Source organism: Ignavibacteriales bacterium (assembly GCA_016214905.1).
Lineage (GTDB): Bacteria > Bacteroidota > Ignavibacteria > UBA10030 > SZUA-254 > PNNN01.
The window spans coordinates 754,309-771,850 of the sequence record JACRMQ010000006.1; the positions used below are offsets into that span (position 1 = coordinate 754,309).

Below are 17,542 nucleotides of genomic sequence, written 5' to 3' on the forward strand. Positions count from 1 at the left end.
TTAAGCAGGATTTATAATGATTAAATCGATAATATTTATTGTTATACTTATCTCTTCTTTTACTCTTTTTACAATAAATGTAAAAAGATTGTTGTCGTACCTGAAACTCGGCAAACCGGAGGATAGATCCGATAATAAATGGCGGCGGATAAAAAATGTTATCACGATCGCGCTCGGACAAAAAAAACTTCTTCGTGAACCATTCGCTGGCATCATGCACTTCATGATATTTTGGGGATTCATTGTACTTCTACTTGCGATTCTTGAAACGATAGGTGAAGGATTATATCCGGATTTTAATTTCTCTTTTTTGGGCGTTTTATATAAACCGTTATGCATGCTGCAGGATGTTATGGGTTTGCTGGTCATAACATCGGTCGCATTCGCGTTGTTCAGAAGGTATATATTGCGTCCCAAAAGGTTGGAGGTTAGCGGGCATGCGCAATTTGATGCGACTTTGATATTGACGATGATTGTTTTAATAATGATATCGATGTTCGGACAAAGTGCCGCTCAGATCGCAAAGTCCGACACCACCATTTATTCCTGGAAAATTATATCGGCGCAAATCGCTTTGTATTTCTCCGGTCTTCCTTTTGAACAGCAGCAATCCTGGTACGAAATATTCTGGTGGATGCACATATTGTTTGTTTTGAGCTTGATGAATTATCTCCCTTATTCAAAACATCTTCATATACTATCATCAATTCCGAATGTTTACCTCGCTAAATTAGATAATAGAGCAAGCCTTAAAATGTTAAATCTTGCGGATGAAACTGCGACAAAGTTCGGCGCATCGGATGTTGAAGATTTAACATGGAAGCAATTACTTGATGGATACACATGCACTGAGTGCGGACGGTGCACCGCTTCCTGCCCTGCGAATATAACTGGTAAACCGCTTTCTCCTAAAAAAATAATTGTCGATATAAAGCATCGGCTACTTGAAAAAGCATCGTTGATTACAAAAAACGATCTGAAATTCGCGGATGGACAATGGAAGAATAATGATAGTGAATCGGTTGATGATAGAATTCTCAGTAAGCCGCTAATTGATAATTATATCACGGAGGAGGAATTATGGTCTTGCACTACCTGCATGGCATGTGTTCAAGAGTGCCCGGTTCAAATAGAGCATATTGATTCTATTATGGATTTGAGAAGATACCTGGTGCTCAATGAGTCACGGTTTCCGAAAGAGATGCAAGTTGTTTTTCAAAATCTCGAACGGAATTTTACGCCATGGGCATTCAGTCATTCTTCCCGCGCCGATTGGGCAGAAGGGTTGAATGTTCCACTCATGGCATCCAAAGAAAAAGTTGATGTTTTGTTTTGGGTTGGATGTGCAGGTTCGTACGATGAACGATACAAGAAAGTTACCAAAGCATTTACCAGACTGATGCAGATCGCGGGAGTCAATTTTGCGATCCTCGGCACCGAAGAAAAATGTAATGGCGATCCGGCACGCCGCGCGGGTAACGAATACCTTGCACAGATGCTCATTAACGATAATATTTCGACGATGGCAAAATATAAATTCAATAAAATTGTAACAACTTGTCCGCATTGTTTCAATACAATGAAGAATGAGTATCCACAGTTCGGTGGTAATTATGAGGTGATTCATCATGCAGATTTTATTTTGAGTTTAATCGAATCCGGTTCGTTGAAATTATCAAAATCAACAAAAGCGAAAATCACTTATCACGATTCATGCTATCTCGGTCGGTATAATAACATTTATGATGCCCCGCGTGATTTGATCTCTGCCGTTCCGGGATTGGAATCAATTGAAATGAAGAGATCGGGTGATAAAGGATTTTGCTGCGGTGCCGGTGGGGCTCGAATGTTCATGGAAGAAACAACCGGTAAGCGTGTCAACCATGAACGAATGGAAGAAGCACTCACCCTCAATCCTGATGTGATAGGCACTGCCTGTCCCTTCTGCATGACGATGGTGAGTGATGGCGTTAAAGATAAAGATGCCTCTGATAAAGTATTCGTGAAAGATGTTGCTGAATTGGTTCTGGAAGCTATTGAAAATAAAGATATATGATCATCGATGATTGCGCAAGATTATGTTAAAATCATCTGCTGTTAAAAAACTGCGTGAACTGATCGGGAATGAAAACATTCTCGATTCAATGGAAAGCCGGACAGCGTATTCGTATGATTCTTCTCCCATTGCGGCGAGAATTCCTGACTTAATATTGCGACCAAACACAGCGGAGGAAATATCTAAGATCATAACGCTTGCGAACGAAGAGAAGTTATCGATAATTCCCAGGGGTTCAGGTACCGGCTTAAGCGGGGGTACAGTGCCTATGGAAAATTCAATAGTTCTGCTGACAAATCATTGGAATCGCATCATAGAAATTGATGAAGAAAATCTGAGTGTTTGGGTAGAGCCGGGAGTTATTACCGCCGTTCTTCAGCAGGAAGTTGAGAAATATGGATTTATTTATCCGCCCGATCCGGGAAGCTCAAGCATCTCTACACTAGGCGGAAATGTTGCCGAGAATGCCGGTGGTTTACGCGGTTTGAAGTATGGTGTAACAAAAAATTATGTTCTCGGACTTGAAGTTGTTTTACCTACCGGTGAAATATTGCGAACTGGCGGCAAGTCTGTAAAAGATGTCGCGGGATATAACTTGAAAGATATTCTTGTCGGATCGGAAGGCACGCTTGGTATATTCACAAAAATATTATTGAAGATTGTTCCAAAACCAGAAACATCCCGAACCATTCTTGCCTTTTTCCCGTCGATGGATGATGCGGCAAAGACAGTTTCTGCAATTATTGGCGCCAAGATTACACCTTCCATGCTTGAATTTCTTGATAATACAACAATACGATGCGTGGAAGATTACACTCACATTGGTTTGCCTGTAGACACAGCAGCGATTTTGTTAATTGAGGTGGATGGCAGACAAACTGCTGTTGAAGATGATGCAAAATTGATCTATGAGATATGCAGGAATAATAATGCTTTTACAATCAAAACTGCCGAGAGCGAGCAGGAATCTATAAAGTTAAAATCTGCGCGTCGCTCTGCATTTGCATCGCTTGCAAGAGCTACACCGAACACGATGTCGGAAGATATTGCAGTGCCGCGTTCTCTAATTGCTGAATTGATTTCTCGTATTAGCGAAGTTGGGAAGAAAAATAATGTTCGCATCGGCACATTCGGTCATGCGGGTGATGGTAATCTTCATCCTAATTATATGACTGACAAGAGAGATAAGGCAGCATTCGCAATGGCTGAAAAATCGATAATAGAAGTTGAAGAAGCCGCAATTGAATTGGGAGGAACAATAACTGGTGAGCATGGCGTTGGTTTATATAAGAAACGACTTTTAGAAAAAATGGTAGGTTCACCATCGCTGACTATGATGAAAACTCTGAAGCAGATGATAGATCCAAACAATGTTCTTAATCCCGGTAAAATATTTGACCTGAAACCGAAGTGCGAAGGAACATTGCCAACATATAGAGATCAAATAAAGAAATTCGAAGATGTAGCGTGGATTTAAATGAATACGTAATTAAAAATGAAAAATTAAAAATATTAATCTGAAATCACAATGAATCTTATCAACTCAACTCTCATTCACAGAATACTTCTACCGCGAAAAGGGACATCCGGAAAAGCGCCTGTGTTGATCATGCTACACGGGCGGGGCGCCGATGAAAACGATTTAATCGGTCTCTCCGAATACCTCGATGAGCGATTATTCATCATCAGTGTTCAAGCACCTTTCCAGTTTGCTTATACCGGCGGTTTCACATGGTTCGATATTGAGGATATCGGCAAACCTGACCTTAAAATGTTCAACGAGAGTTATAAAAAATTATTGAAATTCATTGACGATGTGAAAAGCGGTTATCCGATCGATCCCGATAAAATCTTTTTATTCGGATTCAGCATGGGTACTATGATGGCTTATGCCGTTTCTCTTACACATCCTGAAATGATTAGAGGGGTAATTGCAAACAGCGGAATTATTCCCGAAGGATTGGATTTGGATTATAAATGGGAAAAAGTTAAAGAGAGACCTTATTTTGTGTCTCACGGTGTTCATGATTCGATAATTCCCGTGGCGTTCGCGAAACGTGCAAAAGTATTGTTAGAGAAATCGGAAGCTCAGGTCACGTATCGAGAGTATGAAATGGATCACCAGATCGATGAAGAGAGTCTGGCGGATATAATGAAATGGCTTGAGAGATATATTTAAGCATAGGGCATAGGGCATAGAGCATAGAGCATAGAGTGATCTGCAAAAATAAAATAACCAAAAACTATTAACTGCTAACCACTAACTCACAACCAATCACCAATAACTAAGGTTTCCCTTCTAATCAATGATCCCACTCCGCGACACCAATCCATCACGTACAGTCCCGATAGTGAATTACATCTTGATCGCGGCTAATCTGATTATATTTCTTTTTGAATTATCACTTGATGCTGATTTGGGGAATTTCATTTATAATTATGGAGTCGTTCCTGCAACAATCATGAACGATTTCAAGATGATGTCTATCGGGGTTGGCTCAATATTTCCCTTCTTTAGCTCGATGTTTCTTCATGGTGGATGGATGCACTTGATTGGAAACATGTTATTCCTTTATATCTTCGGAGATAATATCGAAGATAAATTCGGACATATCAGGTATTTCATTTTTTATATTCTTGCAGGTGTTAGCGCTGCTGTAATGCAAACAATCATATTCCCTGATTCGACAACTCCAATGGTGGGGGCGAGCGGCGCAATCGCTGGTGTTCTTGGAGCGTACGTTTTCCTATTTCCAGGCGCAAAAATTGTAACACTCATTCCGATCTTCTTCTTTTTTCAAATCGTTGAATTACCCGCGTTCCTTTTTTTGGGGATATGGTTTGCAATGCAAATATTCAGCGGTTTATTTTCACTCGGTATAGGCGCTGATGCAGGCGGTGTTGCATGGTGGGCACACATCGGCGGATTTCTAGCCGGTGTAATAATGCTGCCGTTTTTTAGAAAGAGATCGTGAAGTGGAAGCCACTCTTCATACGCATCTGAATGATATCTATAACAAATGTTTGCATTGCGGACTTTGTTTGCCTACATGTCCGACTTACAATATCGATCTTCGCGAAGAATCATCGCCGCGAGGAAGAATACAGCTGATGTATGCTGTTGAGAATAAATCAATCCCTCTTTCAGATAAATTCGTTAATGAAATATACTACTGCCTCGATTGCCAGGCATGCGAAACAGCGTGTCCGGCAGGTGTTCGGTATGGAGAACTTGTTGAGGCATCAAGAAACGTTATTGGTGAATCCAATAAAGATCATTATCTGCTAAGAATTGTTAAAAATATATTTCTACGTGGCGTACTGTCATCATCTGCCCGGACAAAACTATTCGGGAGACTTCTCTATTGGTACGCGGAGATTGGTTTGAGGAACGCCATTGAGGAATCGGGAATTCTAAAAATAATATCACCGTCATTTCATGAGAAACATCGATTATTACCGAAAGCCGATAGAAACTGTTTCGATGAATCGGTAAATGAAATTATCCATGTTCAAAACGGCGAGAAGCGGGGCAGAATAGCATTCCTTTCGGGCTGTATCATGAATATCTCATTCACAAAAATTCATCAAGACGCGGTTCGGGTTTTAAATCTTAATGGATTCGAAATTGTCATTCCTAAGAAACAGGTCTGCTGCGGTTCATTGCATTCTCACAACGGTGATCTCAAAGAAGCGAAACGATTGGCGAAAATAAATATTGAAGTATTTGAAAAATATCAATTCGATTATCTTGTTGTGGATTCTGCCGGTTGCAGTGCGTTTATGAAAGAGTATGGAAAATTCTTTGCTGATGAACCCGACTATGCCGAAAGGGCAAAAAATCTTTCATACAAAATAAAAGAAATTACCGAATTTCTCTCAGAGGTTGGTCTTTCAAAAATACCCGAAAAATATTCAGCCACCGTTACATACCACGATGCTTGTCATCTGGTTCATACTCAAAAAATAAGTCGGCAACCGCGCGGGTTATTGCAAAATATTCCGGGTGTAAAATTGATTGAATTGTCTGAATCATCGTGGTGCTGCGGATCAGCGGGGATATACAATGTGGTCCGCTATGATGATTCAATGAAAATATTGGATCGTAAAATGGAAAATATCAAATCAACCGGAGCCGCGATTGTAACTACCGCGAATCCCGGTTGCCACCTTCAGCTTGAATATGGAATAGAGAAAAAAGGTTTAAAAATGGAAGTATTACATCCGGTAAGCATTTTATCACGCGCCTATGCTAAAACTCTTGACCATTAACATGAATTCAGCTATATTCAAAATGGTTTTATTCAAATATTATGGAGAATCGTATGAAGCTTTTTAAAACTTTGTTAATATTGATATTGATGCTGGGAACGACAGGATTTGCGCAAGAGCAGTTGCGCTCTCAATTATTCTCAAATGTGGAAGAGTTAATGAATAAAGCCCGGGCGCAGAATGGTGAACTGTTTGCTCCGTCCAATTTCTCGAAGGCGATGAAATATTATGCCGAGGCGAACGATTATTACAGGCGCGGAAAAAGTCTGGAAGATATAAGAGAGAGCATAAAAAACGGAGAGGCATATTTCACGAAGGTTCTTGATCTATGCAGATTGGGAGAGGCGACTTTCAGTTCGGTGACTGCGGCTCGTACAGATGCGGATAGTGCCGGAGCTCGCAAACATGCAACCGAGTTGTGGGAAAAGGGTGAAAAATATTTTCAATCCGCAGGTGAGGAGTTGGAAAGCGGATCACTTACCGATGCTAAGGAAGGAGGCAGGAGAGCAGAAGAAAGTTACAGAACTTCCGAGCTTGAAGCTATCAAAGCGAATTATCTATCTCCCGCACGCGCCCTGCTTACGAAGGCAGATGAAATGGATGTGAAAAAAAACGCGCAAAAAACATTACAGAATGCCTGGCGTTTAGCGCGGCAAGTTGAAGGATTACTGAAAAATAACCGGTACGATACCGATGAAGCGCGGCAACTCGCTCAGGAAGCCAAGATTGAAGCGGCTCATTCTATATATTTAGATCGCACGATTGAACAATATAAAACGGGTGAGAAAACATTTGAAGATGTTCTATTGATGGCTGAAGCTGAGATGAAAAAAGTTGCCGTGTCGTTAGGAGTCAATGTCCATTTCGATAATGGACTTTCCGGTGCGGTCGCCGAGATTCAGCAAGCTATAAAAGAACGAGATTTAAAATCATCAGGCGACGCCGAAGCGTTACGGTTGGCTAATGAAACGGTAAAACAGAAAAATGCCGAGATTGAAAACATTAAGAAACAAAATGATCTCATGGTCCAGAGATTGGGAACATTGAGTGACGCGGAAAAGAAATTGCAGGATGAAGGAAAAGAACTGCAACGCAAATTGGCTCTCAAGCATGAACAGGAAGAAACCGTTAAGAGCTTACTCTCATTGTTCAATGAACAGGAGGCGAATATTGTACGTGAGGGAGATAATATAATCATTCGAATGTACGGATTGACATTCGGTGTTGCCAAGAGTTCTATCGAATCAGAATTTTATCCTCTCCTTGCTAAACTTCAACAAGCTATAAGGAAATTTCCGGGAAGTCGGGTAACCATAGAAGGGCATACCGACTCTCAGGGCAGCGACGATGCGAACCAATCATTGTCAGAGAAACGCGCAAATGCAATCGCGGAATATATAATGGCAAATATGAGCGTCGATCCCCCGATCAATTCGAATGGTTATGGCGAGAGCCGACCCATTGCCAGCAACGATACACCTGAAGGACGAACAAAGAACAGACGAATCGATGTTGTCATCGTTCCTCAATGGAAATAATCAACGATATGAAAATATCAAATATTCTTTTATATTAGAAACGTGGAAAACGATAAAGATAAAAAGTTAGAACCCAATCAGGTTTTACACAGTTTGAATTTCGGAAGGGTTGACGCCGAATCTGATAACCGATTTGAAAATTGTTTCATCGGAACAGATATGCTTCGCCATACGCTTCGGGCGCAGCATTCGCTAGTGCTCGGCAGTAAAGGATCGGGAAAAAGCGCGGCATTCCGACTTCTCTGCACCGACAAAGAACGGTTACGTCCGTTGTTTCCCCGTAACTTCGAAGATGTATTTCCTATACCCGTTTACGGTTTGTACAACGAAGAGTATGTATATGGCAGTGAATTCCGTGAGATGAAATCCGATTCAATCGATGAATTCAGATATTTCTGGTTAATGATAATCGGACTGAGAGCTGTTACAACTATTGCCGAAGAACCGAAGATCAGGGATATGGTTACGAAGAGTAAAAATCAAAAACTCAAAGACGCGTATAAAACGCTTCTTCAGGTTTTTGAAGATTTAAGCATCGAACCTGAAAAAGGCGCGGTCTCGAAATTAAAACAGCGGGTTATGCAGTTGGTAAAACCATCGATGAAAGGGAACGGATCGAACGATCCGCCGCAATTGATACTCGCGGAAGATTTTAAACACAGAACGGGAATGAGCGTTACTGCAGTTATGGATAAAATCGATACCATCCTACAGGAGATCAACTGCACAGCGTGGCTCATGCTGGATAAACTCGATCTTCTTTTTATAGATGATTTTGAAAAACTGAAATCATCGATCACGGGATTGGTGCAATTGCTTATCGAACAAAGCAACAGATTCAAAAATATACATTTCAAGATATTCCTGCGTTCCGATATTTACCGTCAGTTGCGGATTGTGAACAAATCGCACCTAATCAGTTACACAAGCGAGATGAAGTGGAGCGATTCATTATTATTAAAATTGCTCGTATCACGTGCGGTTGCCGATCCGACAGTACGCGCATATTGCGAAGAGCAGACAGGAATGGAAGTAACAGTCACCGATATCATCAACGGAACCGATGAAGATGTCCTCGGAATGTTCTACGTTATTTTCGAATCGACGATGGATGAGAGCGATGCCGAAGTTGGGCAGTTCCCGTTTGTGCATTCATGGATGCTGAAACATTTAACCGACGGTATGGGAAACGTCTATCCACGCGAACAGATTCATCTGGGAAACCTTTCTGTTGAGAAACAGTTAGAGATGAACAGAAAAGAAGGTGAGCATGGCGCAACCCGTTTGATAGGCGCCAAAGCGCTGAAAGAAGCATTCGCGCATCTTTCAATTTACAGATGCGATACATATTTATATTCCGAGTTTCCTCATTTGGCAAAACATTTCGATGTCTTCCGAGGTTCACCGAAAGTCCGTTTCACGCGCGACGAGTTAAATAAATTATTCGAAAACCTCACGCCAAACGGTGATGAGGGCATTCGTTCCGTTCACGATACAGGACTTCTTACGCCTAACGGCAGAAGCGTAGATTCGAGCATGGAGTTCAGCATACCGTTGCTTTACAGGATTGGATTAGGTGTTGCAGAAAAAGACAGCAGTGCAACAGAGGGAGATACTTCGGATGATTCAATACTCGGTTTGAAATCATAAACAATCCCTTCTTGAGAGGGGATTACAGGGGTGTGTATTTTCGAGTCAATTATATGGTATGACCGCTGGTGTGTTTCAACCAAAGACTGATGTGCCTCTGGCGCACGTACTCCCGATCATTTAGCCATTTATGCGGGCCGGGGCAAAGCTTCCTCCCAGTAAGAGTAGTTTATGTGCGACTCACCTCCATCGAAGATTCAAATGTGTAGGTGAGTCGCACTTCTCAATTAATATTGGATTATGAAATACCTCTCTGTAATAATGTTCTTGGTGAAATTAATCGTGGGGCAGACCAATAAGTAAATTTAGAGTTGTCATTCCCGAATGCTTCTATCGGGAATCCAGGAATCTGAATATATCTGGGGACTGGACTCCCGCTTAAAACATGCGGGAGTGACAGTAAAGTACTTTTTAGTCACCCCGATTGAGGGGAGGTAGGATTTTCGAAGATGCTCACCCTATGATATCTTGATCTGATATCATTCTGATCAGTATTGAAACTAAAATACTCAGATCATCCTCGACACTTAACATTATTGTGATAATCCCTTTCTGCATTACGACAGAAGCTATAAGGATAGCGACGATGCAATGTAGGAACGTGGCAGGGAAATGTAGGATTGCGACGATGCAATATAGGAACGTGGCAGGGAAATGTAGGATTGCCGCAATGCAATATAGGAACGTGGCAGGGAAATGTAGGATCGCGACGATGCAATATAGGAACGTGGCAGGGAAATGTAGGATTGCCGCAATGCAATATAGGAACGTGGCGGGGAAATATAGGATTGCGACGATGCAATATAGGAACGCGGCGGGGAAATATAGGATTGCCGCAATGCAATGTAGGAACGTGACGATGCAATATAGGATTGCAACGATCCGACATAGGATTGTGCCCAAAACGTTCTGTTTTGTGAGGTAGCTGTTTTGACCCCTCAAAAACAAGCAAAATAACGGGGTAGCGAAATTATAACCTCCAGCAAGTTATAGAAGGTTGAACGGGTAAGCTTTAGGAAGGTTTTACTGTTTTTTACTTGACAATGAACGGGATGTTTTATAATTTGCATATCACGATTATGATGGAGTTGATAGACGGGAACTCACGCATATGGATGAAGTATTAATGATGAGACGGTAATGGAATGCGTGGTTATGATGATGGGCTTACACGAAAGACGAATATAAAATACCAGATGAAACACAATAATTGCTTAAATAGGCAAAAACTAAAAACGAGAACAACGCAATATTTCATAGTTGCGAACGTTATACGCAAGCGTCCATGCCAATTCATCTATATGTGGGTCTTGATTGACAGTTATGACTTCTCCTCGATATCTCGAACAATTTGAACGCATTCGTCGATGGCATGAACGGCTTCAACCTATCGCTGAAGGGACCGTTCAAGTTGAATCATACGACCAACACCGCGATGATATGTTTGCATTCTTTATGAATTGCTATCATCTCAAAGATTGGATCAAGAACGATTCAAGTGTACCACATTTGAACAAGCTTGTAGAAGCTTACATCAACGAATCACCAGCACTAAGCCTTTGTGCTGATATTTGTAATGGACTTAAGCATTTAGTTCTAAACAATTCAAGAAGTGGATCTAATCCAGAAATTAGCCCAAGGGATTATCGTCGAATAGACTCAAGTAACACGGATGGTAAAATTGGCGCAGCAATATTAATATCTGCTGGAGATAAAAACTACGACGCATTCGAGCTTGCTGGGAGATGTATCGATGAATGGGAACTCTTCTTACTGAAAAACGACATTTCATTTCTACGTTCATGAGCTGCCGCCTGCGTATAACACTTTATAAAAGGTTCCCATCAAAAGATGATGGGACAGGCGCCGTCAAGAGAAAATGATATCCTTTGTCGTTATTTTTTAACGATGTGATTATGGTCGACTTGGCGGCAACGATTGTAATTATGACTAACACTACTGAGGGAACATACAGTCAAAAATTTATCAGAATTTATCAAAGTTAAATCAAACATCTTTCTTAGTGGAACATACCAATTTCTTAAACTCAGGGCTGTATTGTAATTCATCGAACTGCAAAAAAGAAGAGGAGATGTAGGACGAACTGATAGTTCGTCCTGAGCGAGGTGACATCTCGCTCTACATCCAATACTTGCCAAAAAATGAAACATCCGCTTTTTTGAAACGTAATTACTATTCCGTAATTTAGGTAACATTAAACTCATCCCCCATTTCCCCCTTATCTTATCAAAGAGAAGGGGGATTAAAGAGGGTTGAGTCCGAAATAATGTCAATTAAAACGCAATAAAATAAGATTGAGGAGTAAATGACAATCAGAAGTTTATCACGAATAGGTTATTTAATATTCGTCTTCATTTTAATTATACAAAATGTACACTCGCAAACGGAGATCAAAAAGCCGCTAAGCTTGCAAGAGGCAATTCAAATTGCAATGGTTCATAATCCTGAACTGAAAACGGCTCAACTCGAGATTGAAAGATCGGATGCACGGGTGCTTGAGGCATGGGGTAATGCTATGCCTTCGCTGGATATATCGGGACGCTTTACACGCGCATTGAAACTGCCGGTGTTCTTCTTGCCTGATTTCGAGGATCTGAACAGCGGTCGTACAATACCTATCAAAATAGGATCGGACTATTCGCTTGATGCAACGTTAACCGCACAGCAAATACTTTTTAACGGTGCGGTAATCGTCGGTGTTGGCGCGGCGAAGGTTTATTCAAATCTTGCTAAAGATCTTTATGAAAGCAAACGGGTAGAGACTGTTGCAAAAGTACGGAAAGCTTATTACACTGCACTGCTTGCCGATAAGGTTGTTGAGATGATGAGATCGAGTCTGAAAAATGCAGAAGATAATTTCAAAAATGTTCTGCTTATGCGGAAGCAGGGTATTGTATCGGAATATGACGAACTGCGCGCCTCGGTCCAGGTGGAGAATCTTCGTCCTTCGGTGATACAGAGCGAAAACAATTTTGAACTTTCGGTTGACGCATTGCGAAACGCTATCGGCGTTGATAAGGATGAAAATTATATTATGACAGATTCGATGAAGATCGAATTCATAGAAGAATCTGTAATCGAAAGCGCTGAGGAGATGGTCCTTAAATCTAACCCGAATCTTAAAGCGGTAGAGAGACAGATAGAACTTAACAACGCGGCTGTTTGGGCAGAGCGGTCAAGTTATATGCCGACCATTGCAGCGTTCGGACAATATCAATATCAGGCGGCGAAGAATGAATTCAAATTCTCCACGAACGATTTGATATCAAGCTCTATGGTCGGACTTACCGTGTCGATGAATTTATTCCAGGGGTTGCAAACACGTGCGCGTGTTGAGCAAGCTCAGGTTGAGCAGATGAAGAGTGAAGAGCAAAAAGTAAGTTTGGAACGAAATCTAAAGACAGGACTTCATTCAATCATCGGTAATTTACGGCAAGCAAGAAAGCGGGTTGAAGCTCAGCAGAAAACAGTTGAGACAGCCGAACGCGGCTATAAAATAGTTTCTGCAAGTTATTTGGCTAATGCCGCTACACAGCTTGAAGTGAACGATGCCGAAGTTGCGCTCACGCAGGCGAAAGTCAATCGCATTCAGGCGATATACGATTATCTTGTAGCATCGGCAGAGTTCGATCAATTAATAGGTCGGGTGCCAGGTTATTTAAGTGAATCAAAGAATTCAGAAAATTTGAAATAAGGAAATTGACAATGATGAATTTAAAGCGGATTAAATTAATGATCATCTTTCCTCTGCTTATTTTATTGACGGCATGCGGTAAAGATGAAAATAAAAATAACAATCAAGCTGTTCAACCTGTTGATGTGCAGATTGAAACTGTGAAGCCGGCTAAGTTCACGGTCTCCATTCAGGTTTCGGGATCTGTTAAAGCATATGAAGATGCCAATTTGAGCCCTGAAGAAGGAGGCGTAATCAAAGAATGGAAAGCGAAGAAAGGTCAGCATGTAAAACGCGGTGATGTAATCGCGATTCTGAACGACGATATGATTAAAGCAGGGTACGATGCCGCGGAAGCTCAATACAAAATGGCTGACCTAAATCTTGAAAAACAAAAAGAGGTATATGCGCAGCAGGGAATAAGCGAGCTTCAATTTAAAAATATCCAATTCACGCGCGATGCCGCAAAAGCTAACGCCGATCTGATGAGAGCCAGATGGGAACGCACACAAATCCGCAGTCCGTTCGATGGTGTAGTGGATAATACGTTTGGGAATGAAGGAGAGTTCGCGCCACCCGGTGTCCCGATTACAAGAGTAGTCAATATGTCGCAATTGAAGGTGCAAACAGAAGTACCTGAAATTGATGCGGGATCAATTACGGTCGGGTCAGATGCGATAATTTCTTTTGACGCGATACCTGATCTTACATTGAAGGGGAAAGTGTCGTTCATAGGATCAACATTATCCCCTGCAAACAGAACATTAATGGTAGAGGTTACGCTGGTAAGTAATCATTCCAAACTGAAATCCGACATGATGGCGAAAGTGAAATTACCGAGAGAAACGAAATCGAACGCTTTACTCGTAAGCGAAAATATTATTCAGCTTGTAGATCGTGACCGCGCGATAGTTTATGTTGAAAAAGAGGGTAAAGCAGAAGAACGAAGATTGAAGTTGGGGGCTCGGCAGGGTAACAAGATAGATGTATTGGATGGATTAAAAACCGGAGATCACTTAATTATTGCCGGATATCAGAAGTGCATTAACGGAACACCCGTTGTTGTTACCCGCTGAATGGAGATTGAAGGATGAATATTTGGAGTTTAGCAGTCGATAATAAAGTTGTAGTGTACATCCTGATAGTGATGATAGTTATATTCGGATGGGCATCTTACAGCCGTTTGCCGCGTGAGGCGACGCCGGAAGTTTTAATTCCGTGGATAATTGTTGCAACACCATACGTCGGTGTTTCACCGGTCGATATTGAGGGATTGATTACGAAACCTTTGGAACGCAACCTAAAAGGTTTGAAAGATGTAAAGCAGATAACATCCGTATCGAAGGAAGGTCTTTCTACTATCCGTGTTGAATTCAATACGGGAATAGATATTGACGAAGCGTTGCGTCGCGTTCGCGATAAAGTGAACACAACACGTTCTCAGCTTCCCACGGATATTCTCGATCCGATCATCAGCGAGATAAACATAAGCGAGTTTCCAATTCTATTTGTGAATGTGGGCGGCGATGTTGGATTGGCAAGATTGAAGAATATTGCTGAGGGAATCAGCGATAAAATCGAAGGTATTCCCGGCGTGCTTCGTGCAGATATATCAGGCGGTTTAGAACCGGAAGTACAAATCAACGCTGATGTTTATAGGATGAATGCTTATCAAATCAGTTTTGACGATATCGCGAACGCGATTCGAGGCGAAAATTTGTCGATCCCCGGCGGGTCAATCGATACGAAAGAAAAAAATCTTACAATCCGTATTCCCGGAGAATTTAAAGATGTCTCTCCGCTGGAAGATATTGTTTTAAAAATCCAGCACGGCAAACCGATTTATTTGCGGGATGTTGCCAAGGTGAATTATTCATTTGAAGACCGCCAGTCGTATGCCCGCTTGAATGGGACCGAAGTGGTTTCTCTCGCTGTAAGAAAGCGAGCGGGTGAAAATTTGCTCCGCATTACCGACGAAGTAAAACGGATTGTGAATGAAGAACAATCTCAATTGCCAAAAGGCATAATATTAACGGTGTCGAATGAGCAGGCAACTTTTGTAACAAGGATGGTTAAAGAGTTGGAGAACAGTATTATGACAGGAATGTTTCTTGTAGTTCTGTCTCTATTTATGTTCTTTGGATTCAAAAATTCTTTGTTAATCTCAACGGCGATTCCTTTATCCATGTTTGTTGGGTTTGTGGTTATATCAATGCTTGGTATAACTCTGAATATGGTTGTGCTATTTTCTCTCGTTATGGTACTTGGAATTTTAGTGGATGATGCCATCGTGGTAATCGAAAATATTTACCGCCATCAGCAGGAGTATAACGAACCTCCGATAGTCGCAGCTAAGAAAGCGGCGGGCGAAGTATTCGTCCCGGTTCTAACTTCTACAATTACCACGTTGTCGGCATTTCTACCGTTAGCATTTTGGCCCGGCATAGTGGGCGACTTTATGAAGTATTTTCCGTTCACGTTAATTATTACGTTAACGGCTTCTCTATTCGTGGCTTATGTTATTAGTCCGGTGCAGGGTGCGCAATGGATAAATTATAAAAAAGAGATTTTAAAAGCGAAGAAAAATCTAGAGCATCCTCATTGGTACCGGAAGTATAATCCGTTCACGATTCTATATCATAAAGTCGATGAATTATTTTTCCCATGGATGCAGAAAGAGTACGTGAAGACACTCCGATGGACATTAAATCGGAAAGGGATTACGGTATTGGCTTCTTTCGTGTTTCTTATTTTTGTGATAGTATTATTTGGATTATTCAATAAAGGTGTCGAATTTTTCCCGACGACAGAACCGGCACAAATGAGCATCAACATGGAAGCGCCTTCAGGCACATCGCTGGATGTTACTGACGGTATCTCGAAAATTATCGAAGAACGATTGAACCAAATTCCCGGAAAGAGTGATGTCGAGTTTATTGCCACCAGTATCGGTACATCTGACGATCCGTTCGACTTTGGCGGACAGGGCACGTCTAATAAAGGTCAGATAGCGATTAACTTTTTTGAGAAGTTGAAAAGGGAACAAAGCACTTTTCAAACTCTCGAAGAAGTAAGAAAAACCACAGTTGGTATTGTGGGTGCTGACATCCGGGTGGTTAAAGAAGAACATGGACCTCCGGTTGGCGCGCCTGTAAGCATAGAAGTTTCTGGTGAAGATTACAGCCAGTTGGCTTCTCTGAGCAAATTAATAAGAGGGAAGATAAAAGATATTAACGGTCTCGTTGACTTGAAAGATGATTACAATACCGGAAGACCGGAAGTGGAAATATTAATTGACAGGGAGAAAGCAGGTCTTCTGTGGACCAGCACGGGGCACATTGCATCAACGGTGAGAGCCGCTATTGCGGGAGTAGAAGCGTCGAAGTATCGCGTTGGCGAAGATGAATATAAAATTCGGGTACGATTGCGTGAAGATCAACGGGCATCACAAACTGATCTTGAGAATCTGAGAATAAATTTCATGAATCAGCGCGGTGAATTGCTTTCAATTCCTCTCACGTCTGTGGCAACAATCAATCGCACGACCGCAGTTACAGATATAAGACGAAAAGACCAAAAACGTGTGATCACTGTTTCGGGAAATGTTGAAGGTCGTGTGCAATCTGAAGTTATAAATGAGGTAAAAAATCGAATTGCAGGGATAAATCTCCCGGTGGAATATAACATTAAACTCACCGGTTCGGAAGAAGAACAGCAGGTAGCCGCAGCATTTCTTACTAACGCGTTTGTGATTACGTTATTACTAATCTTTTTGATTATGGTTGCCGAATTTAATTCACTCAAAGTTCCATTTGTAATTATGTTATCGGTCATTTTATCTCTCATCGGTGTTCTCGTTGGATTACTTGTTACGCGGACACCGGCAAGTGTAATTATGACAGGTGTCGGCACTGTAGCGCTTGCCGGATTGGTTGTCCGTAACGGTATTGTACTGCTCGATTTTGTAAAGCATAAATATAAAGAAGGTGAAGTATCGTTAGATGATGCGTTGGTAGAAGCTGGGCGCGTTCGTTTGAGACCGGTTTTGCTTACAGCCGCCGCCGCAGTGCTCGCAGTTCTGCCTATGGCAACGGGATTTGATTTCGACTGGCGCGAATTTCATTTCGTTATTGGTGCGGAAAGTGCAGATTTCTGGAGACCACTTGCCGTAGCGATCATATTCGGACTTACCATATCTACAGTGCTAACGCTGGTTGTGGTTCCAACAGCTTATTCGTTACTTGAAGAATGGCATAAGAAGATAAAAAAGAAAATCTTTTCTTTCTCCAATAATAATGGACAATAACTAGACTGATAATTCTCATACACGAT

The 17,542-nt window shown here is 41.6% G+C and carries 12 protein-coding genes; all 12 read left to right on the top strand.

Annotated features, from left to right (window positions below; translation table 11 throughout):
- The first annotated feature begins 13 nt into the window (after positions 1-13).
- The 12 genes from HZB59_07185 to HZB59_07240 all read left to right on the top strand — a co-directional run bounded on the left by HZB59_07185 (position 14) and on the right by HZB59_07240 (position 17,516).
- Entirely contained in the window at positions 14-2,056 is a 2,043-nt protein-coding gene (locus tag HZB59_07185; GenBank protein ID MBI5021202.1) for a (Fe-S)-binding protein, read from the top strand.
- A 22-nt stretch (positions 2,057-2,078) separates the two neighbouring features.
- Positions 2,079-3,533, top strand: coding sequence for an FAD-binding protein (locus HZB59_07190; protein ID MBI5021203.1), 1,455 nt, complete (start codon positions 2,079-2,081; stop codon positions 3,531-3,533).
- Between the two features lie 51 nt (positions 3,534-3,584).
- Complete coding sequence (locus HZB59_07195) at positions 3,585-4,235, top strand: alpha/beta fold hydrolase (GenBank protein MBI5021204.1); 651 nt, start codon at positions 3,585-3,587, stop codon at positions 4,233-4,235.
- A 127-nt stretch (positions 4,236-4,362) separates the two neighbouring features.
- On the top strand, positions 4,363-5,031 hold the full coding sequence (locus tag HZB59_07200) for a rhomboid family intramembrane serine protease (GenBank protein MBI5021205.1): 669 nt from the start codon (positions 4,363-4,365) through the stop codon (positions 5,029-5,031).
- Position 5,032: 1 nt separating this feature from the next.
- The gene (locus tag HZB59_07205) at positions 5,033-6,328 is read left to right on the top strand and encodes a (Fe-S)-binding protein (GenBank protein MBI5021206.1); all 1,296 of its coding nucleotides are present in this window, start codon (positions 5,033-5,035) and stop codon (positions 6,326-6,328) included.
- A gap of 53 nt (positions 6,329-6,381) precedes the next feature.
- Entirely contained in the window at positions 6,382-7,866 is a 1,485-nt protein-coding gene (locus HZB59_07210; GenBank protein MBI5021207.1) for an OmpA family protein, read from the top strand.
- Between the two features lie 42 nt (positions 7,867-7,908).
- Positions 7,909-9,516, top strand: coding sequence for a hypothetical protein (locus tag HZB59_07215; protein MBI5021208.1), 1,608 nt, complete (start codon positions 7,909-7,911; stop codon positions 9,514-9,516).
- 620 nt (positions 9,517-10,136) lie between these two features.
- Entirely contained in the window at positions 10,137-10,373 is a 237-nt protein-coding gene (locus HZB59_07220) for a hypothetical protein (protein MBI5021209.1), read from the top strand.
- A 466-nt stretch (positions 10,374-10,839) separates the two neighbouring features.
- Entirely contained in the window at positions 10,840-11,322 is a 483-nt protein-coding gene (locus tag HZB59_07225; protein MBI5021210.1) for a hypothetical protein, read from the top strand.
- A 520-nt stretch (positions 11,323-11,842) separates the two neighbouring features.
- Positions 11,843-13,231 carry a TolC family protein gene (locus HZB59_07230; GenBank protein ID MBI5021211.1) on the top strand — a complete coding sequence of 463 codons (1,389 nt, stop codon included), beginning with the start codon at positions 11,843-11,845 and terminating at the stop codon, positions 13,229-13,231.
- Positions 13,232-13,242: 11 nt separating this feature from the next.
- Positions 13,243-14,286: an efflux RND transporter periplasmic adaptor subunit gene (locus HZB59_07235; GenBank protein ID MBI5021212.1), complete on the top strand. Its 1,044-nt coding sequence runs from the start codon at positions 13,243-13,245 to the stop codon at positions 14,284-14,286.
- Between the two features lie 14 nt (positions 14,287-14,300).
- Complete coding sequence (locus tag HZB59_07240) at positions 14,301-17,516, top strand: efflux RND transporter permease subunit (protein MBI5021213.1); 3,216 nt, start codon at positions 14,301-14,303, stop codon at positions 17,514-17,516.
- The last annotated feature ends 26 nt before the right edge of the window (positions 17,517-17,542 follow it).